The 22,425-nt window shown below is 64.8% G+C and carries 23 protein-coding genes; 10 read left to right on the top strand and 13 right to left on the bottom strand.

Annotated features, from left to right (window positions below):
• Positions 1 to 29: 29 nt before the first annotated feature.
• Both hydA and KDD17_RS00755 read right to left on the bottom strand, forming a co-directional pair.
• Entirely contained in the window at positions 30 to 1,490 is a 1,461-nt protein-coding gene (gene hydA, locus KDD17_RS00760) for a dihydropyrimidinase (protein WP_212704836.1), read from the bottom strand.
• Between the two features lie 100 nt (positions 1,491 to 1,590).
• The gene (locus KDD17_RS00755) at positions 1,591 to 2,841 is read right to left on the bottom strand and encodes a Zn-dependent hydrolase (protein WP_212704835.1); all 1,251 of its coding nucleotides are present in this window, start codon (positions 2,839 to 2,841) and stop codon (positions 1,591 to 1,593) included.
• A 206-nt stretch (positions 2,842 to 3,047) separates the two neighbouring features.
• Between KDD17_RS00755 and KDD17_RS00750 the strand changes: the two genes are divergently transcribed.
• Together KDD17_RS00750 and KDD17_RS00745 are read left to right on the top strand one after the other, a co-directional pair.
• Positions 3,048 to 3,632, top strand: coding sequence for a TetR/AcrR family transcriptional regulator (locus KDD17_RS00750; protein ID WP_212706104.1), 585 nt, complete (start codon positions 3,048 to 3,050; stop codon positions 3,630 to 3,632).
• 72 nt (positions 3,633 to 3,704) lie between these two features.
• Positions 3,705 to 4,049 (top strand): hypothetical protein, encoded by a 345-nt coding sequence (locus KDD17_RS00745; protein WP_212704834.1) that lies wholly within the window; start codon positions 3,705 to 3,707, stop codon positions 4,047 to 4,049.
• Here KDD17_RS00745 and preA read toward each other — a convergent pair whose 3' ends face one another.
• The 4 genes from preA to KDD17_RS00725 form a co-directional block, all read right to left on the bottom strand.
• Positions 4,050 to 5,354, bottom strand: a complete 1,305-nt coding sequence (gene preA, locus KDD17_RS00740) for an NAD-dependent dihydropyrimidine dehydrogenase subunit PreA (RefSeq protein ID WP_212704833.1) — start codon at positions 5,352 to 5,354, stop codon at positions 4,050 to 4,052.
• Positions 5,347 to 6,144, bottom strand: coding sequence for an Fpg/Nei family DNA glycosylase (locus KDD17_RS00735; RefSeq protein ID WP_212704832.1), 798 nt, complete (start codon positions 6,142 to 6,144; stop codon positions 5,347 to 5,349). The genes preA and KDD17_RS00735 overlap by 8 nt, the downstream gene beginning before the upstream one ends.
• Positions 6,137 to 7,465, bottom strand: a complete 1,329-nt coding sequence (locus KDD17_RS00730) for an NAD(P)-dependent oxidoreductase (RefSeq protein WP_212704831.1) — start codon at positions 7,463 to 7,465, stop codon at positions 6,137 to 6,139. The genes KDD17_RS00735 and KDD17_RS00730 overlap by 8 nt, the downstream gene beginning before the upstream one ends.
• A 108-nt stretch (positions 7,466 to 7,573) precedes the next feature.
• A complete protein-coding gene (locus KDD17_RS00725; protein WP_212704830.1) occupies positions 7,574 to 8,230 on the bottom strand; it encodes an arylesterase in 657 nt (218 codons plus the stop codon).
• A 46-nt stretch (positions 8,231 to 8,276) separates the two neighbouring features.
• Here KDD17_RS00725 and KDD17_RS00720 point away from each other — a divergent pair, with 46 nt between their 5' ends.
• From KDD17_RS00720 to KDD17_RS00710, 3 genes are all read left to right on the top strand, one after another.
• On the top strand, positions 8,277 to 8,945 hold the full coding sequence (locus tag KDD17_RS00720) for an ABC transporter ATP-binding protein (protein ID WP_212704829.1): 669 nt from the start codon (positions 8,277 to 8,279) through the stop codon (positions 8,943 to 8,945).
• Entirely contained in the window at positions 8,942 to 11,458 is a 2,517-nt protein-coding gene (locus KDD17_RS00715; RefSeq protein WP_212704828.1) for an ABC transporter permease, read from the top strand. The genes KDD17_RS00720 and KDD17_RS00715 overlap by 4 nt, the downstream gene beginning before the upstream one ends.
• Before the next feature lie 65 nt (positions 11,459 to 11,523).
• Entirely contained in the window at positions 11,524 to 12,420 is an 897-nt protein-coding gene (locus KDD17_RS00710; RefSeq protein WP_212704827.1) for an inositol monophosphatase family protein, read from the top strand.
• Here the strand turns inward: KDD17_RS00710 and gcvH are convergent.
• Positions 12,410 to 12,775 carry a glycine cleavage system protein GcvH gene (gene gcvH, locus KDD17_RS00705; RefSeq protein ID WP_212704826.1) on the bottom strand — a complete coding sequence of 122 codons (366 nt, stop codon included), beginning with the start codon at positions 12,773 to 12,775 and terminating at the stop codon, positions 12,410 to 12,412. The two genes, KDD17_RS00710 and gcvH, sit on opposite strands and share 11 nt — an antisense overlap.
• 108 nt (positions 12,776 to 12,883) lie before the next feature.
• Between gcvH and KDD17_RS00700 the strand changes: the two genes are divergently transcribed.
• A complete protein-coding gene (locus KDD17_RS00700; protein ID WP_212704825.1) occupies positions 12,884 to 13,444 on the top strand; it encodes a gamma-glutamylcyclotransferase family protein in 561 nt (186 codons plus the stop codon).
• 118 nt (positions 13,445 to 13,562) lie between these two features.
• Here KDD17_RS00700 and gltX read toward each other — a convergent pair whose 3' ends face one another.
• Positions 13,563 to 14,903 carry a glutamate--tRNA ligase gene (gene gltX / locus KDD17_RS00695; protein ID WP_212704824.1) on the bottom strand — a complete coding sequence of 447 codons (1,341 nt, stop codon included), beginning with the start codon at positions 14,901 to 14,903 and terminating at the stop codon, positions 13,563 to 13,565.
• 152 nt (positions 14,904 to 15,055) lie between these two features.
• On the opposite strand from gltX, the gene KDD17_RS00690 reads away from it, so the two are divergent.
• Positions 15,056 to 15,985: an MBL fold metallo-hydrolase gene (locus KDD17_RS00690; RefSeq protein ID WP_212704823.1), complete on the top strand. Its 930-nt coding sequence runs from the start codon at positions 15,056 to 15,058 to the stop codon at positions 15,983 to 15,985.
• Between the two features lie 84 nt (positions 15,986 to 16,069).
• Here the strand turns inward: KDD17_RS00690 and KDD17_RS00685 are convergent, their stop codons facing one another.
• From KDD17_RS00685 to KDD17_RS00675, 3 genes are read right to left on the bottom strand one after another with little or no spacing between them, the layout of a single operon-like run.
• Entirely contained in the window at positions 16,070 to 16,855 is a 786-nt protein-coding gene (locus KDD17_RS00685; protein ID WP_254796840.1) for a CE1 family esterase, read from the bottom strand.
• A 58-nt stretch (positions 16,856 to 16,913) separates the two neighbouring features.
• Positions 16,914 to 17,381: an STM3941 family protein gene (locus KDD17_RS00680; RefSeq protein ID WP_212704822.1), complete on the bottom strand. Its 468-nt coding sequence runs from the start codon at positions 17,379 to 17,381 to the stop codon at positions 16,914 to 16,916.
• A 1-nt stretch (position 17,382) separates the two neighbouring features.
• A complete protein-coding gene (locus KDD17_RS00675) occupies positions 17,383 to 19,041 on the bottom strand; it encodes an NAD+ synthase (protein ID WP_212704821.1) in 1,659 nt (552 codons plus the stop codon).
• A 177-nt stretch (positions 19,042 to 19,218) separates the two neighbouring features.
• On the opposite strand from KDD17_RS00675, the gene KDD17_RS00670 reads away from it, so the two are divergent.
• Positions 19,219 to 20,655, top strand: coding sequence for an MORN repeat-containing protein (locus KDD17_RS00670; RefSeq protein WP_212704820.1), 1,437 nt, complete (start codon positions 19,219 to 19,221; stop codon positions 20,653 to 20,655).
• A gap of 65 nt (positions 20,656 to 20,720) precedes the next feature.
• On the opposite strand, the gene KDD17_RS00665 is transcribed toward KDD17_RS00670, so the two are convergent.
• Positions 20,721 to 21,401 carry an ArsR/SmtB family transcription factor gene (locus KDD17_RS00665; RefSeq protein ID WP_212704819.1) on the bottom strand — a complete coding sequence of 227 codons (681 nt, stop codon included), beginning with the start codon at positions 21,399 to 21,401 and terminating at the stop codon, positions 20,721 to 20,723.
• 72 nt (positions 21,402 to 21,473) lie between these two features.
• Between KDD17_RS00665 and KDD17_RS00660 the strand changes: the two genes are divergently transcribed.
• Complete coding sequence (locus KDD17_RS00660; protein ID WP_212704818.1) at positions 21,474 to 21,797, top strand: NIPSNAP family protein; 324 nt, start codon at positions 21,474 to 21,476, stop codon at positions 21,795 to 21,797.
• Positions 21,794 to 22,138: an antibiotic biosynthesis monooxygenase family protein gene (locus KDD17_RS00655; RefSeq protein WP_212704817.1), complete on the top strand. Its 345-nt coding sequence runs from the start codon at positions 21,794 to 21,796 to the stop codon at positions 22,136 to 22,138. Before KDD17_RS00660 ends, KDD17_RS00655 begins: the two co-directional genes overlap by 4 nt.
• Here the strand turns inward: KDD17_RS00655 and KDD17_RS00650 are convergent.
• On the bottom strand, positions 22,135 to 22,413 hold the full coding sequence (locus tag KDD17_RS00650; protein ID WP_212704816.1) for a hypothetical protein: 279 nt from the start codon (positions 22,411 to 22,413) through the stop codon (positions 22,135 to 22,137). The genes KDD17_RS00655 and KDD17_RS00650 overlap by 4 nt on opposite strands.
• Positions 22,414 to 22,425: the final 12 nt, after the last annotated feature.

Here is a 22,425-nt window from a genome sequence, read left to right as displayed (position 1 = left end):
ACAATTCGCCCTTCTTGATCGGCAATGCCTCAGATCCCCGCCGGGATGTTCAACGGATCACGCTTGATCATCTTGGGAGAGTTCAGCTCTTTCCACTTGCTCAGCGCGACATTGGCGGATGGGAATGCGGGCCGCGGGATAAACTTCCCCCGTCCCGGATTGGGCTGGCTGTTCTGCCCCCAGGCCCAGATTACCTCCCCACGGCTCAAGGTAAAGCGCGATTGCGCCGTGACCTCAAAACCCTCGAAGACATTGTAGTCGAGCACCGAATGGTGGTTCGCGGGCGAAATCGTCTTGGTGATCTTCGGATCCCACACGACGATATCCGCGTCGGCCCCCTCAACAATCGCGCCCTTGCGCGGGTAGATATTGAGGATTTTCGCCACATTGGTCGAGGTCGCCGCGACGAACTCGTTCGGCGTCAGACGACCCGTTTCCACCCCTTCGGTCCACAGAACCGACAGGCGCTCCTCCAACCCGTTCGAGCCGTTGGGGATGATGCGGAAATCATCCCGCCCCGCGCGCTTCTGCTCGGTCGAGAACGCCGCGTGATCCGTCGCGACCACCTGCAGCGACCCGGCCTGCAACCCCGCCCACAGGCTGTCCTGATGATCTTTGGATCGGAACGGTGGCGACATCACGCGGCGCGCGGCGTGGTCCCAATCCTTGTTGAAATACTCACTCTCGTCGAGCGTCAGGAACTGGATCAGCGGCTCACCGTAGACGCGCATCCCCTTCTGGCGCGCGCGGCGGATGGCTTCATGCGTCTGCTCGCAGCTCACATGCACGATATAAAGCGGCACGCCCGCCGTATCCGCGATCGTGATCGCCCGGTTCGCCGCTTCGCCTTCCAGCTCCGGCGGGCGGGAATAGGCGTGCCCCTCCGGCCCGGTGATGCCCTGATCGAAATACTTCTGCTGCAACTCGGCGACCAGATCGCCGTTCTCGGCGTGCACCATCGGCAGTGCACCCAGCTCCGCGCAGCGCTTGAAGGAGGCGAACATCTCGTCGTCCTCGATCATCAGCGCGCCCTTGTAGGCCATGAAGTGCTTGAACGAATTGACACCCATGTCCACGGCGTCCTTCATCTCGTTAAAGACGTTCTCGTTCCAGCCGGTGATCGCCATGTGGTAGCCAACGTCCGAGCAGATCTGCGGCGCGCTCTTGCGGTGCCATTCGTTGATCGCGTTCTTGATCGAGCCATCGGCGCCCGGCAGGCAGAAATCCACGATCATCGTGGTCCCGCCACAGGCGGCGGCCCAGGTGCCGCTCTCAAATGTCTCGGCGGCGGTGGTGCCCATGAAGGGCATCTCCAGATGCGTATGCGGATCGATCCCGCCGGGGATGACATAGGCGCCCTCGGCGTCGATGTATTCATCCCCAGCCAGATCCTCGCCGATACGCACGATCTTCTCGCCCTCGATCAACACATCCGCTTTCCACGTGCGATCTGCCGTGACGACCGTGCCGCCCTTGATGACCTTGCTCATGTCCCGTCTCCCCGTCCGTTCCGTCTCAATTCAGTTGCACCAGGCATCGGAATTTTTCAAAAATTCCGGCCGTTTTCTTTGAAAGAAAACGATCCTTGCCTCACCCGACAATCTCCGCCGTCTCCACGACCGCGTGCAGCAGCACATCCGCGCCCGCCATGGCCCAATCCTTGGTGATCTCTTCGGCCTCGTTGTGCGAAAGCCCGTCCACGCAGGGGCACATCACCATCGCAGTCGGCGCCACCCGGTTGATCCAGCAGGCATCGTGCCCCGCCCCCGAAATCAGATCCATGTGGCTGTAGCCCAGCCGCTCCGCCGCGTCGCGCACCGCGCGTACGCAGCCTTCGTCAAAGGCGACGGGATCAAACCCGCCCACCTTCTCGAATGCGATCTCCAGCCCCATGTCATCCGCGATCCGCTGCCCCTCGACCCGCAGCCGCGCCTCCATATCTTCGATCACGCTCAGCTCGGGAGAGCGGAAATCGACGGTAAAAACGACCTTGCCGGGGATCACGTTGCGCGAATTTGGATAGACGTCGATATGGCCCGCTGCGCCCACCGCGTGAGGTTTGTGCGACCACGCGATCTCGTCGACCTTGTCGAGGATCCGCGCCATGCCAAGGCCCGCGTTGCGGCGCATGGGCATCGGGGTCGATCCGGTATGCGCGTCCTTCCCGGTGATCGTCACCTGCGTCCAGCTGAGGCCCTGTCCATGGGTGACGACCCCAATGTCCTTCGCCTCCGCCTCCAGGATCGGCCCCTGTTCGATGTGCAGCTCAAAGAACGCGTGCATCTTGCGCGCGCCCACCTCTTCCTCTCCGCGCCACCCGATGCGACTCAGTTCATCGCCGAATGTCTTGCCTGCCGCATCCGTCTTGGCATAGGCCCAATCCTGCGTGTGTACCCCGGCAAAAACGCCCGACGACAGCATTGCGGGGGCGAAGCGTGTGCCCTCTTCATTGGTGAAATTCGTCACGACGATCGGGTGCTTTGTCTTCACTCCAAGATCATTGAGAGTGCGCAGGATCTCCAACCCACCAAGGACACCAAGCACACCGTCGTACTTGCCGCCCGTTGGCTGCGTATCGAGGTGGCTGCCGACATACACCGGCAACGCTTCGGGATCAGTCCCCTCGCGCTGCGCAAACATATTGCCCATCTGGTCAAGACCCATCGTGCAGCCCGCCGCCTCGCACCACCGCTGGAACAGCGCGCGACCCTCGGCATCCTCGTCCGTCAGGGTCAGGCGGTTGTTGCCGCCCGCCACGCCGGGCCCGATCTGCGCCATCTCCATCAGGCTATCCCAGAGCCTGTCCGGGTTGATCTTGAGGTTCTCTCCGGGCGCTGGCATCGGCGGGCTCCTGTGCTATAGGTTGAGCGGGTGATCGCGATCAATTTTTTACCAATTGGTAAAGCCACGATTGCGCGCACCCCGGTTTCTGTCAAGAACTGCTTTGAAAACTTATATAACAGCCCGCCAAGATCGCCTAATTTGGCAGCACACCTCCGGAGCCCCCCTTGACCGAGACCGAGCCGAAACGCCCCAGCCGAATCCAGATGCGCAACCGCAGGCTGATCCTTGATTCCGCGCTCGAAGAATTTTCCCGCGACGGCTACGGGGGCGCCACGCTTGACGCGATCGCGCGGGGCGCTGGGTTGAGCAAGCCAAATCTACTCTATTATTTCGACGGCAAGACCGAGATCTACGTCACGCTTCTCAGCCAGTTGGTCGAAACCTGGCTGGACCCGCTGATCGAACTCGACCCCGACGGCGATCCGGTCGAGGAACTGCTCGGCTACGTGCGCCGCAAGCTGGAAATGTCCCGTGACATGCCCGCCGAAAGCAAACTCTTCGCCGGGGAAATCCTGCAAGGCGCGCCGCGGATCGGGGACCATCTACGCAATGAGCTCAAACCCCTGTTTGAGAAGAAATGCGCGGCGATCCAAGGCTGGATAGACGACGGACGCCTTGCTCCGGTGGATCCGGCGCATCTGTTGTTCACGATCTGGTCGACGACGCAGCACTACGCGGATTTCGAGGCACAGATCAGCGTTTTGCTCGGCGGCGATGCACCGCATGCCCGGGCGACGGCGCATCTGGACCAGATGTTTCGCCAGCTTCTGACACCGGCCAACAATTAATCGAATCTTCACGCTTTGGATCTTACGGTGCTGCTGGGTGGTGGGCTCTGTTCTTCTTTGGAAGGGGCTCTCATGTCTATTATTCTCGCAACGCCAGTCGCATCCGCCCAACCGGCAACGCTGCCGCCTGTCATCGCTGCACCCGATACCTCTGTGGCGCTCGCCCCGGATCAGGTCGTCGCCTCTGCATCCGGTGGCGCCGCCGCAGACGGGCAGACAGGGTTTGAGCGGGGACGCAGCCCTGCGCTAGACCTCACACGTTACGGACAAAAGGGCCCCGGCAGCGCCACGTCCGCATCGATCGTCAATGCACAGATCTCCGACGCCCCGCCGCGCGACATCTTCGAAAAACTTGCGCTGCCGGATCCTTTGCCGACAGCGCCCATTCTCAAGAACCTCGCGCAGACCGAGGGCTGATCACTCCGCCGCCGTCGAGGCAGGGTTATTGGGATGGGTCGTCCAGTTGGCATACTCCGGCTGGACGGTCTTCCCGGTCCGCGGGTCTACCGTCCCCGCCGCCATTGGCACCATGGTGATGCAATCCTCAACCGGGCAGACCTCAACGCACAGATTACAGGCCACACATTCGGCATCAATCACGCTGAACGTACGGTCATCGGACATGGCGATCGCCTGATGCGAGGTATCCTCACACGCCGCATAGCAGCGCCCGCATTTGATGCAGTCATCCTGATTGATCGACGCTTTCGACACGTAATTGAGGTTAAGATACTGCCAGTCGGTCGTGTTCGGCACCGCCGCCCCGCAGAAATCGGCAATTGACGTATGCCCCTTTTCGTCCATCCATTCGCTCAAACCCGAGATCATCTCCTGAACGACCTTGAAGCCATAGGTCATCGCCGCGGTGCAGACCTGCACGTTGCCGCAGCCCATGGTGATGTATTCTGCCGCGTCGCGCCAGGTGGTCACGCCCCCGATGCCACTGATCGGCATCCCGGCGGTGGCCGGCGCGCGGGCGATCTCGCTGACCATGCTCAGCGCGATGGGTTTGACCGCCGGGCCGCAATAGCCGCCGTGCGTGCCTTTGCCGTCAATTGACGGGTGCGGCGACATGGTGTCCAGATCGACCGAAACGATGGAGTTGATCGTGTTGATCAGGCTCACCGCATCGGCGCCACCGCGCCGCGCCGCCTCCGCCGGTTTGCGGATGTCGGTGATGTTGGGCGTCAGCTTCACGATCACCGGCTTGGAGTAATATTGCTTGCACCAGCGCGTGACCATTTCGATGTATTCGGGCACCTGCCCCACGGCAGCCCCCATGCCCCGCTCGCTCATCCCGTGCGGGCAACCAAAGTTCAGCTCGATCCCGTCGGCGCCCGTCGCCTCGACCTTGGGCAGGATATCCTTCCACGCCTGTTCCTCGCAGGGGACCATGATGCTGACGATCATCGCGCGGTCGGGGTAGTCGGCCTTCACCCGCGTGATCTCATCAAGGTTGGTTTGCAGATCGCGGTCGGTGATCAACTCGATGTTGTTGAGTCCCAGCACGCGGCGGTCCGCCCCGTGGATCACGCCGTAGCGCGGGCCGTTCACGTTCACCACAGGCGGCCCTTCGGAGCCGAGGGTCTTCCAGACGACCCCGCCCCAGCCCGCTTCGAACGCGCGGCGCACATTGTATTCCTTGTCCGTCGGCGGGGCGGAGGCCAGCCAGAACGGATTGGGGCTTTTGATGCCCAGAAAGTCGGTTGTCAGATCAGCCATGTGCTTCACCCTTCGTTTGATGAGATGCGCAGAAATAGGACGTGCGCCCGCCCACTGTTTTCTTTTCGATTGTCCCGTCGCAGCGTGTGCAATCGTCACCCGCGTTGCGGTGGTGGATCAGCCAGTCGCCCGGCAGTCTGGAATAATCCGCACCCGTATCGACCACCGCTTGCAGGATATCGCGCGAGGCTGTGTGCATCTCGCCGATGCGGCCCGCGTCCAGATCACAGGCCCGTGCCTCGGGGTCGACGCCAGTCCGGTAAAGCGTCTCATCCGCCCAGAGATTGCCGATGCCCGCGAGCTTGCGCTGGCTCAGCAGCGCCGATTTCACCGCCCCGCGCGTACCGCCAATGGCTTGGGCAAAGGCGTTGTCCCCGATGCTGAGCGCGTCCGGCCCCAGCCCCTTGCCCCCGATAAAGGCATCGACGTCCTCGATCAGTTCTACATGGCCAAACTTGCGCGGGTCGCGGAAGTGCAGCCGGTGATCGCCTTCGAACACAACGGTAAAGCGCACGTATTTCGGCAGATCCGCCCCCGCCTCGCACACCCGGATGGAACCGGCCATGCCAAGGTGAATGTGCAGCCACGGCCCGCCCTTTGAGCCGACAAAGATATACTTCCCGTGGCGATGGGTGCGGGTGAATTGCGTGCCGATCAGACGCGCCCGCGCGTCCGCGTCGGGCATGTCCATGTGGCTGACCTCGCCCAGCTCAATCGCCTCGATGGTGCGGTTCAGCGCCCCATCCGCGATGCGCGCCCGCGCCGCTTCGGCTTCGGGAAGCTCAGGCATCGCCCGTCAGCGCCGCGTGCATGTCCATCGCGGCATCGCGCCCCTCGGCCACCGCCGTCACGGTCAAATCGTCACCGCCTGCGGCGCAATCGCCCCCGGCCCAGACACCGGCGACAGAGGTGCGGCCTCTGCCATCCACGGCGATCTTCTTGCCGTCCAGCTTGGGCAGGCCTTCGCCCACCAGTGTCTGGCCAATCGCCTTGAACACCTGATCCGCGGGCAGGCGGAGCGTCTCACCCGTGGGCGTCATGTCATCGCCGACATAGTCGAACTCGATCTCGCGCACGGCACCGTTGCCATGCACGGCCTTGGGCACGGCATGGGTCACGATGCGCACGCCCTTGGAGGCCGCCAGATCCTGCTCGAACACGCTCGCGTTCATCCGGTCCCGGCCCCGGCGATACACCAGCGTGACGTTCAGCGCGCCCAGCAGTTTCGACTGCACCGCCGCGTCCACCGCCGTCATCCCGCCGCCGATCACGACCACGTCGCGGCCCACGGGCACCTGCGCAAAATCGTTTGCTTGCCGCAGATCGGCGATGAAATCCACCGCGTCCAGCACGCCGTCTTTCTCCTCGCCCTCGGCGCCCAGCGCGTTCACACCGCCCAGCCCCATGCCCAGAAACACCGCGTCGAAATCTTCGCGCAGCCCGTCCAGCGTCACCTCAGCGCCCAGCGCCATTTCGTGCTTCAGGGTGATCCCGCCGATCTTGAGAAGCCAATCGACTTCCTCCTGCGCAAAGCCGTTCGGCGTCTTGTAGGTGGCGATGCCGTATTCGTTCAGCCCGCCGGGTTTTGCGCGGGCGTCAAAGACGGTGACGTCGTGGCCCAGCATCGCGAGCCGGTGCGCAGCACTCAGGCCCGCAGGGCCTGCGCCGACAACCGCAACGGTCTTGCCCGTCGCCTCGGCGCGGGTGAACGGATGGATCCCCTGCGCCTGCAGATGATCGGTGGCATAGCGTTGCAGCTGCCCGATCAGCACCGGCTTGCCCTCGGCCACCTCGCGCACGCAGACCTGCTCACACAGATCCTCTGTCGGGCAGACGCGGGCGCACATGCCGCCCATGATGTTCTGACTCAGGATCGTCTTGGCAGCGGCGTCAGGCGTGTCCGTCGCGATCTGGCGGATAAAGAGCGGGATGTCGATGTCCGTCGGGCAGGCCGTCACGCAAGGCGCGTCATGGCAGAAATAGCACCGGTCGGCGGCAACCATCGCTTCATGCGCGTCAAGCGGCGGATGCAAATCCGAAAACTGGTCCTTGTAGGACTGTGGCTCCAACCGACCGGCCTGCACGCCGGGCTCAAACATCTTCTGCGCCATGCGCGGCTCCTCATCCATGAAAACTCTAGGTTGAGTGAAACGCTGGCACGGAGCTGAAATTTTATCAACTGGTAAATTTTTGGCGAAAGCGTTTTTTGGCGACGCTGCTCAATTTTGCGGCAACGCTTCGGCAGCCTCGATCAGATCCAGAACGCTCGGCCCCATTCCCGCAACGATCCGCTCCACCCCTTCGGCGTTGGGATGGATGCCGTCGCTTTGAAACCATTCGCGCAGCGTTGACGGATCCGGTGCCGCGTCGCCCTGCGTAAGGCCGACAAAGAAGCTGCTGAGGTACAGCGTTCCGAATTCAGCCGCCAGCTCGGGGTAAATCGCGTCGAACGCCTCCTTATAGGCGGCGCCAAAATTGCCCGGCGCCTGCATGCCGACCAACAAGACCTCGATCCCCTGCGCCTGCGCCTCCTCAAGGATGCCGCGGATGTTGGCGCGCGCCTGCGCCGGATCCAGCCCGCGCAGCAGATCGTTGCCTCCCAGCGCCACGATCATCGCGTCGACCTCGGGCGTGAGCGTCCAGCCCACGCGCGCGAGCCCGCCCGCCGTCGTATCGCCTGACACGCCCGCGTTGATCAGCGCCACATCGACACCCTGGGCCGTCAGCCAGTCCTCCAATTGCGGCACCAGACCATCCTCGGCGGGCAATCCGTAGCCCTGCGTTAGGCTGTCACCCAACGCGGCGATGGTGACCGTCTCGGCCACCGCCGCCACGGGCATCAGCCCCAAAACAATCGCCAGTCCAGCCTTGCGCATCCGCTCGATCCCTCCATATCCCAAGGGGACAGCAAAGGCGGCCCCGATGAGTGATCCGATATTCTCCCTTACAGATGCATCCCTGCGGCTCGATGGCAATGCCGGCCCGGTCGAGATCCTGCGCGGCATCTCGCTTGAGGTTGCGGCAGGGGAGAGTGTCGGGCTGATCGGCCCCTCCGGCTCCGGCAAATCCTCCCTGCTGATGGTCATGGGCGGATTGGAGCAGGCAACCGGCGGGAAGGTGCACGCCATGGGCCAAGATCTGACCGCATTGGACGAGGACGCGCTCGCCCTATTTCGGCGCGACCGGATGGGTATCGTGTTCCAGTCGTTTCACCTGATCCCCACCATGACCGCGCTTGAGAATGTCGCGACCCCGCTTGAGCTTGCCGGTCACGCGGATGCCTTTGCGCTTGCCGAGGCGGCGCTGGATACCGTAGGGCTTGCGGCGCGCGCGGGCCATTACCCCGCACAGCTGTCGGGCGGCGAGCAGCAGCGCGTCGCACTTGCCCGCGCCACCGCCCCGCGCCCGGCGATCCTGCTCGCGGATGAGCCGACCGGCAATCTCGACAGCACCAATGGCAGCGCAATCATGGATCTGCTGTTTGATCTGCGCGACCGGCACGGCGCGACCCTCGTGCTGGTCACCCATGACGACCGGCTGGCCCAGCGGTGCGACCGGGTTATCAGCCTGCGTGACGGTCGCCTCGCATGAGCCTTGCGCAGGCCTCCCGCCTCGCCCGGCGCGAGCTACGCGGCGGTTTGCGCGGGTTCCGCCTGTTTCTCGCCTGTCTCGCCCTCGGGGTGGCCGCCATCGCCGCCGTCGGCTCCGTTCGATCCGGCATCGAGGCGGGGCTGGCGCGCGAGGGTGCGGCCCTTCTGGGTGGCGACGCTGAGCTTGAGCTGACCTACCGCTTTGCCGACGCGCAGGAGAGCGCATGGATGGCCGCGCGCGCCACTGCGGTGTCCGAAATCGCCGAGTTTCGGTCCATGGCCGTCGCGGGCGACGACCGTGCGCTGACACAGGTGAAGGCGGTCGATGATCTTTATCCACTTGTTGGGTCCGTCGCCCTGTCACCAGAAATGTCCCTCGACGCAGCACTCGCTGTGCAGGACGGCACCCCCGGCGCGGTGATGGAGCGCGCGTTGATCGACCGCCTTGGCCTTGCCGTGGGGGATACCTTCCGACTGGGAGAGCAGGCCTTCCGTCTGAGCGCGGAAATCACGCGCGAGCCCGACAGCGCCGCGGCAGGCTTTGCCCTCGGGCCCCGCACGCTGGTGCGGCGGGGTGCGCTTGATGCTTCCGGCCTGCTGGCGCCGGGCACGCTTTTCAACAGTAAATACCGGCTCGACCTGCCCGATGGCGCCGACCTGCCCGCGCTTGAGGCCGACGCCAAGGCGCGGTTTGCAAATTCAGGCATCCGCTGGCGCGATGCGCGCAACGGGGCGCCGGGGGTGGCGCAATTCGTTGACCGGCTCAGCGCGTTCTTGATCCTTGTGGGGCTGTCCGGCCTTGCGGTGGGCGGCGTTGGCGTCTCAGCGGCGGTGCGCAGCTATCTTGCCCGAAAGACCGAGGTCATCGCGACACTCCGGGCGCTTGGTGCCGACCGGCGCACGATCTTTGCGACCTATTTCATCCAGATCGGGCTGTTGACCCTGCTGGGTGTGACCCTTGGCGTGGTCCTGGGCGGGGTCGCGCCGATCCTGCTCTCCCCGATCCTTGAGGCGCGCCTGCCCGTGCCCGCCGCCTTCGGCCTCTTCCCCGCGCCGCTGGTCGAGGCGGCGCTGTACGGGTTGCTGACTGCGTTCATCTTCACGCTCTGGCCGCTGGCGCGGGTGGATGAGGTGCGCGCGGCAACGCTGTTCCGCGATGCCTGGTCGGGTGCGGCGCGCCTGCCGCGTCTGCCCTATCTGCTGATCACCGGCGGGGCCGTGGCGGCCCTTGTGGCCCTTGCGGGCTGGTTCAACGGCAGCTGGTGGCTGACGCTCTGGACGCTGGGCGGGATCGCGGGTGCGCTGGTGCTGCTGGTCATCGCCGCCGCCGGGATCCGTGCGCTGGCCCGCCGCCTCGCCCCGCGCCTGCACGGACGCCCCAGCCTGCGCTGGGCCATGTCGGCCATCGGCGGCACCGGCGAAGGGGCGGGCGCCGTTGTGCTCTCGCTTGGCCTTGGCCTGTCGGTGCTGGCTGCCGTGGGCCAGATCGACGGCAACCTGCGCCAGGCCATCGCGGGCAACCTGCCCGAGGTCGCGCCCTCGTATTTCTTTGTCGATATCCAGCGCGACCAGATGCCCGGCTATACCGAACGGCTGGAAAACGACCCCGCCGTGCGCCGTATCGATAGCGCGCCGATGCTGCGCGGCGTCATCACCCAGATCAACGGCCGCCCCGCGCGCGAGGTCGCGGGCAATCACTGGGTGCTCGACGGCGACCGCGGCGTCACCTACGCCGAGGCGCCGGGCGAGGACGCGATCATCACACGCGGCGACTGGTGGGAGCCGGGCTACAGCGGTCCGCCGCAGATCAGTTTCGCCGCGGAAGAAGCCGGAGAGATGGGGCTCACGCTCGGCGACCGCCTCACCGTCAACATCCTCGGGCGCGACATCACCGGAGAGATCACCTCGTTCCAGGAAGTCGATTATTCCAACGCTGCCATCGGCTTTATCATCACCATGCCGCCTTCCGCGCTCGCGGGCGCGCCGCATACCTTCATCTCGACCGTCTATGCAGAACCCGAGGCCGAGGCCGCCATCCTTCGCGATCTGGTGCAGGCCTACCCGAACGTCACCGCCATCCGTGTCAAGGACGCAATCGACCGCGTGGCCGATGTGCTGGCGGGGCTGGCGGCGGCGACATCCTACGGCGCGGCGGCAACCTTGCTCACCGGCTTTCTCGTGCTGATCGGCGCAGCGGCGGCGGGGGCCGACGCACGTACCTTTGAGGCGGCGGTGCTGAAAACCATGGGCGCCACCCGGCGCAGCATCGCCATCAGCTTTATCCTGCGCGCCGCCTTTCTGGGTCTCGCCGCCGGTGCAGTAGCGCTGCTGGCAGGGATCCTCGGCGGCTGGGCCGTCTCGACCTTCATCATGGAGACCGATTACGCCGTCATCTGGCCCTCGGCGCTGATGATTGTCGCGGGCGGGATCACGGCGACCGTGCTCGCGGGCCTGGGCTTTGCCCGCCGCGCGCTCACCGCGCGCCCCGCAGGCGTTCTGCGGGCACGGGAGTAGCCCATTCCCCTTGAACCCCGCAGACCGTCACGCGATACCTGCGCCAACCTCAGGAGGCCACTGCCATGACCGATTCCCCCACCGATGACCTGCCTGCCCCCCTGCCCCCGGCGCTGACGCCCGCGCAGCGGCAGAACGTCGTCAACATCGTGCGCCGCGCAGCCCGCGCTGAGATCGTGCCACGCTTTCGCCGCCTGTCATCGGGCGACATCGCGACAAAATCCTCCCCCATCGATCTGGTGACCGAAGCCGATACCCGCGCCGAGGCGATGATTACCCGTGCGCTGCAAATCGCATTTCCCTCCGCGCTGATCGTGGGTGAGGAAGCCTGCGCCAAAAAGCCCGACCTGCTGGACAAGGTTGCGGATGCCGCGCTCGCCTTCATCATCGATCCCGTGGACGGCACATGGAACTTCGCTCACGGGCTGGCAAATTTCGGCGTGATCGTCGCGGCGACACGGTTCGGCAAACCGGTGTTCGGCCTGATCTATGATCCGATGAACGACGACTGGGCCATCGCTGACGAAGAGATGACGCCGCAGATGCAGCGCCCCATCGGCGCGCCGAAAACGCTGGCAGCGGCACCGGCAAAACCGCTCGACGAGATGACCGGCAACTTCCCGGTGCATATGTTCGACAAGGCGATGCAGCCACGTCTCGCCGCCCTGATCCCCGATTTCAGGGCCATCGTGAACCAGCGCTCCTCGGCCGTCGAATACCGCCTGCTGGCGCAAGGCCATCAGGATTTTGCGCTCACCGCGCTGCTGCACCCGTGGGACCACGCCGCAGGTGCCCTGATCTGCCAGCGTGCGGGCTGCCATGTGCAAATGCTCGACGGCGAGGACTACACGGCGGCCCGGCACGAGGGTTTCCTGCTGGTGGCCCCCGACAAAGCAAGCTGGAGCAAACTGAAAAAGAAATTCGCCTTCCTGCTGGAAGACAGTGCTGCCCCTAGCGAATGAATTTCTGGTAGGCGCCCTCGCTCATGAGGGCGTCCATCTCGGACGGATCGTCCAGCACCATCTTGAACAGCCATGCCTCGCCCTGCGGATCCTCACTGATCACCTCTGGCGCGTCGATCAGGCGGGTGTTGACCTCCACGATCTCCCCGTCGAGCGGGGCAAGCACGTCCAGCGCATCCTCACTGCCCTCGATCACCGCGACCTGTTCGTCGGCAGAGACCGTATCGCCCTCTTCCGGCAGCTCGATGAACTTGGCCTCGCCCAATTCGGCGGCGGCAAAAGCCGACAGGCCGACGCTGACCTCCTCCTCGCCATCCTCAATCCGTAGCCACAGATGCTCTTCGGTGAATTTCATGACCGGTCTCCTCGCTTGCGCAAACTTTTGCCAAAGGCATCGGCTTTTGACAACATCGCAGACGCAGCTTAGGGCAGGATGAAACGACACGGAAAAAGGTTCCTCCCCATGCATCCCTGCTTTTTCGGCTACGGCAGCCTCGTGAACCGCGACACCCATGTCTACGAGAACGCCCACCGTGCTCGGCTCAAGGGCTGGCGCCGCGCGTGGGTCAAGACCGAAGGTCGGGATCTCGCCTACCTCAGCGTGCTCCCCGACGCGCACACCACGATCGAGGGACTCATTGCCGAAGTACCCGGCGGTGACTGGGCCGCTCTTGACGCGCGCGAGCATGGCTACGCCCGTCTGCTTTCGGGCAGCGCGGTCGAGACCGATCTAGACCCGCGCCCGGACGTCTCCCACTACAGCGTCCCGCCTCAGACCCACGTCACAACCGGCCCCCACGGAATCTTGCTCAGCTATCTCGACGTGGTCGTTCAGGGATATCTGCGCGAGTTCGGCGCCGCGGGCGTCTCGCGCTTCTTTGACACGACCGATGGATGGCACACCCCGGTGCGCAACGATCGCGCCGCACCGCACTACCCGCGCGCACAACGTCTGAGCACACAGGAAACCGCGCTCGTCGATCAGCACCTCGCCCTGCGCGGCACGCCGGTGACGTCACTCTAGCGCGACACGCCCCCTGCACCCTTTTCCAAATACCTGAATCCGACCGCACCCCAAAGGCATACCCCACGAAAAAAGGGCCGCCCTCTCAGGCAGCCCCCTATTTCGGTGTGGCAATGTCTCAAACCGCGTCGCGCGCCTTGACCACCTGCAACAGCGGCATCATCTGGCCCATGTCCGGCCCGTTGGGCATGCCCGTCAGCGCGTGGCGCAGCGGCATGAACAGGCCCTTGCCCTTGCGCCCGGTCTTTTCCTTGACCGCCGCAGTCCAGCTCGCCCAGGTATCGTCGTCAAAGGCACCTACGGGCAGCAGCTCCAGCGCTTGCGCCACAAATTCACGGTCCTCATCGGCGATGACCGGATCGGCGCCCTGGGTGAACAGCGTCCACCAGCCCTCCAGATCGTGCAGGGTGGTGATGTTTTCGCGGGTCACGGCCCAAAACCGCTCTGCCTGATCGGCAGGCACGCCCAGCGCCGCGATCTCATCGGACACATCCGCCGCACTCAGCGTCTGCAAATAGCGCGCGGTCAGCGGCTTGAGGTCTTCGGCGTCGAATTTCGTCGGGGCAGAGCCAAAACGCGAAATGTCGAAGCCGTCGATCAGCTCCTGCATCTCGACGCGCAGCTCGACCGGATCACTCGATCCAAGCCGCGACATCAGGCTCAGCAAAGCCTGCGGCGCGATGCCCTGCTCGCGCAGATCCTTCAGGGCCAGTGTGCCAAGACGTTTCGACAGCGCCCCGCCCTGCGGATCGGTCAGCAGCGAATGATGCGCGAACGACGGCGGCGTGCCGCCCAGCGCTTCCATGATCTGGATCTGCGTGCCGGTGTTGGTGACGTGGTCAGACCCGCGCACCACATGGGTCACCCCCATTTCGGTATCGTCCACCACCGAGGCCAGCGTATACAGGATTTGCCCGTCCGCCCGGATCAGCACCGGATCGGACACCGACGCGCCGTCGATGCTGACCTCGCCCAGGATCCCGTCCTGCCAGACGGTCCGGCTTTGATTGAGCTTGAACCGCCAGGCCCCCGCACCCCGTTCGGCGCGCAGCGCGTCGCGTTCTGCGTCGCTAAGGTTCAGGGCCGCGCGGTCATAGACCGGCGGGCGCCCCATGTTCAGCTGCTTCTTGCGCTTGAGGTCCAGCTCGGTGGGCGTCTCGAACGCTTCGTAAAAGCGCCCCATCTCCCGCAGCTTTTCCGCCGCTTCCTCGTATTTCTCCAGCCGCGCCGATTGCCGCTCCACCCGGTCCCAGGTGATGCCAAGCCATTCCAGATCCCGCTTGATCCCGTCGACGTATTCTTCTTTGGAGCGATTCTGATCCGTGTCGTCGATGCGCAGGATGAACTCGCCGCCCTGCTGCTGCGAAATGAGATAATTCATCAGCGCCGTGCGCAGGTTGCCCACGTGGATCCAGCCGGTAGGGGACGGGGCGAAACGGGTAATCACTTTGTCAGACATAGGGGCCTCCTGTTGCGAGGCTGACTGTCATAGCGCCGCAGAATTGTCCAGCAACGCACGAAATACACCCCCCACGCCAATGTGATAAACTTCACACCGGAAAAGTTTGGGGACCGGGCTATGTGTGGTCTGTCACAACAGGAGACCGGATAATGAACACCCCCTTCAGACTTTCCCGACGCGCGGCCCTCACAGGCGCCGCCGCCCTTCCGCTTGCCGCCGCGACAGGCCAGATGGCGCGGGCAGCCGCCCCGATGATGGGCGCCGGCGGCGCGCCTTTCCAGCGGGTGACGCTGGGCCAGTTCGAGGTCACGACCCTGCTCGCAGGCACCCGCGCGGTAGAAAATCCGCACAGCATCTTCGGCCTCAACGTCGATGATGCCGCCTTTGCCGAGGCGTCCGAGGCCGCGAACATTCCCACGGATGTCTCGCAGTTCTTCTTTACCCCCACTGTGGTGAACACCGGGGAATCGCTGATCCTTTTCGATGCGGGCCTGCAAGGCGCCGCTACCGTCGCGGCCCTTGAGGCGGCAGGCTACACCGCCGATCAGGTCGATACGGTCGTGATCACCCACATGCACGGCGATCACATCGGCGGGCTGACGGGCGACGACGGCGCGCGCACCTTTGCCAACGCCAGCTATGTCACCGGCTCGGCTGAGTTCGACGCCTGGGCCGCGCAGGGCAGTGATCCGTTCGAGGCCAAGGTCCGCCCGCTGGCCGATGAGATGACGATGCTCGACGATGGCGGAAGCGTCGCATCGGGCGTCACGGCAATGGCCGCGTTTGGTCACACGCCCGGGCACATGACCTACATGCTGGAGTCAGACGGTCAGCAGCTTGTGCTGGGGGCGGACTTTGCCAACCACTACGTCTGGTCGCTGGCGCATCCCGACTGGGAGGTGAAGTTCGACATGGACAAGACCGCCGCCGCGGCCACCCGTCGACGCATCCTCGGGATGCTTGCGGCCGACAAGGTGCCGTTTGTGGGCTACCACATGCCCTTCCCGGGCATTGGCTACGTCGCGTCAAAGGACGACGCTTTCGAATACGTGCCGCACAGCTACCAATTGTTGCTGTAACATCCCGCTCCCCGTCCCGACAGCGGGATGGGGAGCGCCCGGCGGGCAGCGATCGGCCTGCGGCCTAGAGCTGCCCCGCCGCCTTCAACCGCTCGATCCCGTGGGAAAGGTATTCGGTCCGAAACGAATGGCCCCCTCGAAAAGGCAGAACTCCAGTATATCACCACGCGCGTTCCCGCGTTCCTCGCAGCGCAGATCGCCGTGCCGCGCGCTCTGCGCCGGGCCGAAAGCACCGATCGCGACGTACTGCGCCAAAGCTGCCGACACCTCGCCCTGCTTCGTCCCCCCGATGGGGCGCCCGTTCAGCGGTACGGTGCGGTCACTGTCACCGTGGATGTGCACAAGGCTCGCCGCGGGTGTTTCGCAGCTGTCGGGCGGGCGCAGCCAATAGGTGCCCGAAACGGGAATGAACCCGGCAAAACTGTCCGGCCGCTTGCACGCCAGATACCATGTCACCATGCCGCCCGCGCTGAACCCGCTGGCGATCAGGCGGTCGGTATCGACGGCAAACCGCTGCGCCGCATCGGCGATAACCGCCTCGAAATACGCAAACTCCTCCGCACCCGTGCTGTCAAAGGTACGCGGGCCCAGTGGCAGATCCCACGTGCCGCCCACACCCTGCATCGCGATCAGCGCAAGCCCGTGATCGTGCACCATCCGTTTGAGCGACCCGTTGCGCATCACCCCAGCCGACGAGCCGCGATAGCCGTGCGACCACAGCAGCGCGCCGATCGGCGCGCCCGCCTCGTGCCCTTCTGGGAAGGAAATCTGATAATGCCGCTCACCGACCGGGCAGACGCTCGTCTCTCCGCAGGCCAAGGCCTGCGTGGCGGCGCATAGGGCGAAAATTGCGGATAGCACGCGGATCATCGGCATGTTCCTTCCTCTGGTTCCGGTAAGGGTGCGGCAGCCCCGGACGGATGGCAAGTCACGCGCCCGTGTGCGCGTTGATCCGCGCGGCGACGTCTGTTGCGGCAACCGGCAAGGCCCGCGCCGATACGAACGCGGATCCCGGCATCAACGCAGCGTTCATCTGCGCCCATCGTCTGCGCAACGGCCCCATCCGCGCAAGATATGCACCGGGATCACGGGCGTGCAGCACCAGAAAAATCTCGCCCGAAGACCGGTATACCTCGGCGCCGCCAAATTCCTCCCACCCCATGAAGGGATACTGCCAGATGAATATCCCCGCATCGACAAGCGCGACAATCGGCTTGCGCCGCAGCGCGCCTGCGATGATTACCGCCAGACACGCGCCAAAGAACACGATCCCCGCAATGCCCACCGGCGGCATCACCAGTGTGGCCACGCCGGACACCGCGATCATGACGACAGCAAGCCCCACCAGAACCCACATCCGCGCACGCGGCGCGTACCAGGCCACGGGCGCGCGCATCTCAGCTGGGATCGCGCCAGCGGTTCACGATGGGATAGCGACGGTCAAGCCAGAACGCCCCCTTCGTCAACCGCGCACCGGGCGCGGACTGAAAGCGTTTGTATTCCGAGATATAGACCAGATGCTCGACCTTCTTGACCGTCTCGCGGGCGAACCCGGCTGCAACCGCATCGGCCACCGATCCCGCCTCATCCACGAGGATTTCCAGGATCGCGTCCAGTTCGGGATAGTCGGGCAGGCTATCGCTGTCCTTTTGATCCTCGCGCAGTTCCGCCGAGGGGGGTTTGTCGATGATCGCGGGCGGGATGACCTCGCCCGCGGGGCCCATCATCCAGTCATGGTGGTTTGCGTTGCGCCAGCGGCAGGTCTCGAACACCCGCATTTTGTACAGATCCTTGATCGGGTTATAGCCGCCCGACATATCGCCGTAGATCGTGGCATAGCCCACCGCGACCTCGGACTTATTGCCGGTGGTCAGCAGCATCTCACCGAATTTGTTGCTCAGCGCCATCAACAGCAGACCGCGCAGGCGCGACTGGATGTTCTCCTCGGTCAGCCCTTCGTCGGTGCCTTCGAACAGGGGGGCGAGGGTATTGGTGATCGCCTCGCGTCCTTCCTTGATCGGCACGAAGTCATAGCGCGCGCCCAGCGCCTGCGCGCAGGCCTTGGCATCGTCGAGCGAGCCTTGCGAGGTATATTCCGATGGCAGCATCACGCAGCGCACGTTGTCTGCACCCAGCGCATCCACGGCAATCGTCGCGACCAAGGCGGAATCGATGCCGCCGGACATCCCCAGTAGCACCTTTTTGAACCCGGTCTTGCGCATGTAGTCGCGCAGCGCCGTCACCATCACCCGGTAATCCTGCGTCCAGTCGTCGGGCTGCGCCACGATCTCGCCCTGCGCGATGCGCCAGCCTTCCGGGCCGCGCTCGAGATCAACGTGAGAGATGGCACTATCGAACGCAGGCATCTGAAACGCCAGCTTGCCGCCGGGGTTGAGACCAAAGCTCGCCCCGTCGAAAACCTGATCGTCCTGCCCGCCCACCATGTTGAGGTAGATCAGCGGCAGATCGGTCTCTACCACCCGGCTGACCATGTGGCTCAGCCGCGTGTCGAACTTGCCCCGGTAGTAGGGCGAGCCATTGGGCACCAGCAAAAACTCCGCGCCCGTCTCCGCCAGCGTTTCGGCCACGTCCTCGTGCCACGCATCCTCGCAGATCGGGGAGCCGATGCGCGTATTGCCCACCGAATAGGGGCCGCCCAGCGGGCCACTGTCGAATATCCGCACCTCGTCAAAGACGGTCTCGTTCGGCAGATGATGCTTGAGCACGCGGGACGCAATCTTGCCGCCCTTGAGAATGAGATAGGCGTTATAAAGCGCGGCCCCCTCGGCCCAGGGCGCCCCGATGGCCAGCGCGGGGCCGTCGGCACAATCCGCCGCAAGCGCCTCGATATGCGTCATCACATCCAGCTGGAAGGCCCGGCGCATGACCAGATCCTGCGCGTTGTAGCCGGTGATAAACATCTCGGGCAGCGCCACCAGATCGGCACCCGACTGCTTGCCCGCCTCCCACGCCTCGCGCGCAAGGGCGGCGTTGCCCGCCAGATCCCCGACGGTCGGGTTCAGCTGCCCCAGGGTGATGCGAAACCGGTCTGCCATAGCTGTCCCTTCCTCGTGCGTTACCGCTGATGTAGCAGATCACGGGGCCGGGGAAACCCCTGCGGCACCGCACCGCCGCCGCACGCAAAAGGCGTTGCCCCCCGCGACCGCCCCGCTTACTCTTGCGCTGACCCAAGCGGCGCACCGGACGCCCGCCAGACAGACGACAGGACAGCCATGACCCTTCGCCCGATCCTCTTCGCGCTTGCCGCGCCCCTCCTGCTCGCCACGCCCGTGCACGCGCAGAACACACAGGTGCTGAGCAAGCAATACGACGATGGCGGCGTCTATGAGGGCACGTTCAAGGACGGGTTGCAGCACGGCACGGGCACCTACACCCTGCCCAACGGCTACCAATACACCGGCCAATGGGTCGAAGGCGAGATCCGCGGCAGCGGGGTGGCGCGGTTCGCCAACGGCTCCGTCTACGAGGGCGAATTCGCCAAGGGCAAGCCCGAAGGCATCGGCAAGATCACCATGGCGGATGGCGGCACCTATGAGGGCGAGTGGCAGGCCGGCACGATCGTCGGTCAGGGCGTGGCGATCCACGCCAGCGGAGAGCGTTACGAAGGCAGCTTTCGCAATGGCAAACGCCACGGGAAGGGCGTGCTGCAACTGCCCTCGGGCTACGAATATCGCGGCGATTGGGTCGATGGCGCGGCCACCGGACAGGCGGTCATCAAGGACGCCGAGGGGGCGGTCTATGAAGGGACGGTCGTGAACGGCACCCGCTCGGGGGAGGGCACGCTCACCCACCCCGACGGCTTCACCATGAGCGGCCAGTGGTCGGGAGGGCAGCTCAACGGCAAGGGCAAGATCACGCAGGCCAATGGCGACACCTACGAGGGTGATTTTGTCGACGGGCGCCGCGAGGGCATCGGTACCTCGACCACGGCTGCCGGTGACACCTACACGGGCGCCTATCTGGACGATCAGCGCCACGGCACCGGCACGTTCACCGGTGCGGATGGCTATATCTACGAAGGCGAATGGGTCGAAGGCCGCGCCGAAGGGCAAGGGACGGTGACCTACCCCGATGGATCGGTCCAGACCGGCCAGTTTCGCGATAATCTCGCCGAAGGACCGGGGAAGATCACCTATCCCGACGGCTCCACCTACGAAGGGGATTGGGCCGCCGGCGTGATCGAGGGGCAAGGCACGGCAACCTTCCCCAACGGCATGGTCTACGAGGGCGGTTTCGTGAACGCCCGCAACGAAGGGCAAGGGCGGCTCAGCTACCCCGACGGGCGTGTCTATCAGGGCGGTTGGAAAGACGGTCTGCGCCACGGCACGGGTGTGGCAACCTACCCCGATGGCACGGTCTACGAAGGCGCGTTCCGTGACGGGCTGCGCCACGGCGAGGGCAAGATCACGATGCCTAGCGGTTTTGTCTACGAAGGATCCTGGGCGGACGGGCAGATCGACGGCGACGGCCGCGCAACCTACGCCAATGGCGACATCTACGTGGGCAGCTTTGCCGACGGCAAACGTCAGGGCGTGGGCACCATGCGCTACGCGAGTGGCGAGGAAGCTTCAGGCAACTGGGAAAACGGCGCGCTCACGTCGCCCGCACCCGATGCGGAAACCGAAACCGAGAGCGAAAGCGACGGCTGACGCCCTCCAAAACGTCCTGATCGCAGAACGCCTGATCCCGCTCTCCCCAGCATACCGGTGAAACGCTAGATCCGGAACGCCGCCTCAAATGCCCGCGCGCCTTCGGGGGTGAACAGTACCGCCCGGCTGCCCCGCGCGCGCCGCGCCCAGCCCAGCGCCTCCATCCGCGCCAGCATCGCGCGGCCCAGACTGCCCGCCAGATGGCTGCGCCGGGCACTCCAATCCAGACAGGGGCGGCATAGAACGGCGCGCCCCTTGCTCAAACCCTCCAGATCAACGCCGAATTCCGCGACAAAGCTGCGCCCCCGCTCGGTGAGGTCAACAGCGTCCCGGTCCAGCCGCAGATCCCCCCGCGCCACCATCGCATCGAACATTGCAATGCCCCGCGCGCCCGCAAGATGATTATAACACACCCGCGCCTCGCGCAGTGCCGCGTCGCGGGGGCCGGTGCGCGTGCGCAAATGACCCTGCCCTGCGGCCAACCCCATCAGCGCCTCCAGCACGGCACCGACCTCGGGCCCGGCGAGCGAGATGTATTTGTGCCGTCCCGACCGCCGCACGTGTGTCAGCCCGCCGCGCTCCAACTGCGCGAGGTGGCTGCTGGCGGTCTGTGCGCTCACCCCCGCCTCGGCGGCAAGCTCGGTCGCGGTCAGGGCCTTTCCGCTCATCAACGCGGCAAGCATATTGGCCCGCGCGGGATCCCCTATCAGTGCGGCGATGCGCGAAATGTCCGGCCCTTCCTTCATACTTCGAGCGTAGCCGAAGCATCTCCGCGCCACAATCCGCTATTCCTGACGCAGCTCAAAAAGGAGACCGCCATGCTGACCTGCATCATCCGCTACCAGATCGATCCCACGAAACGCGCCGAGTTCGGGCAATACGCCCGCAACTGGGGTCAGGCGATCCCGCGCTGCGGTGCGGATCTGATCGGCTATTTCGCCCCGCACGAAGGATCCTCGACACTGGCCTACGGGATCTACAATATCCCCTCGCTCGCCGCCTATGAGGTCTACCGCGCCCGCCTGGCGGAAGATCCGCTGGGCCGCGAAAACTATGCCTTTGCGCAATCGCAGCGATTCATCTTGCGCGAGGACCGAACGTTTCTCAAACTCGCCTCGACCCCACACGGAGCGCCCGCATGATTGCCGTTATCTTCGAAGTCGAGCCGCACGCCGACAAGAAACAGAACTACCTCGACATGGCCGCCGAAATGCGGCCCCTCGTCGAGGAAATTGACGGGTTTCTGTCGGTCGAACGCTTCCAAAGCCTCACCAACCCCGAAAAGCTGCTGTCGCTGTCGTTTTTCCGCGACGAGGCCGCACTTGACGATTGGCGCAGGCTGACGAAACACCGCGCCGCCCAGCGCGCCGGGCGCACGGATTTCTTTGCCGACTACCACCTGCGCATCGCCCATGTGATCCGCGACTACGGCATGTTCGACCGCGATGAAGCGCCCGCCGACAGCCGCGCGCTGCACGGTTAGGCCGCGCGCGTGCCCTCGAATGTGCCCTTGGCAAAGATCCCGAATTTGACCGTGCCCGACAGCTGATCGCCGTCAACGGTGCCGTCGAATTTCATCTTCATCGGCATCGGTTTTTCGATCTGTGTAGCCCAGCGCAGGCTATCGCCGTCTTGCTGCAAATCGAGCATCGGGCCTGCGCCATTCTTGCCCGCCATCTCTCCGCCGTCGTCGGTGATCCGCAAGGTGGCACGGAAATTGCCCGTCGGTGCGGTGATCTCGATATTCCAGATTTGCATGGCGTCTCCTTT

This window comes from Sulfitobacter albidus, from assembly GCF_018200035.1.
Lineage (GTDB): Bacteria > Pseudomonadota > Alphaproteobacteria > Rhodobacterales > Rhodobacteraceae > Sulfitobacter > Sulfitobacter albidus.
The sequence above is the reverse complement of the archived record's forward strand: the minus strand, read 5'-3'. Positions and strand labels throughout refer to the sequence as shown.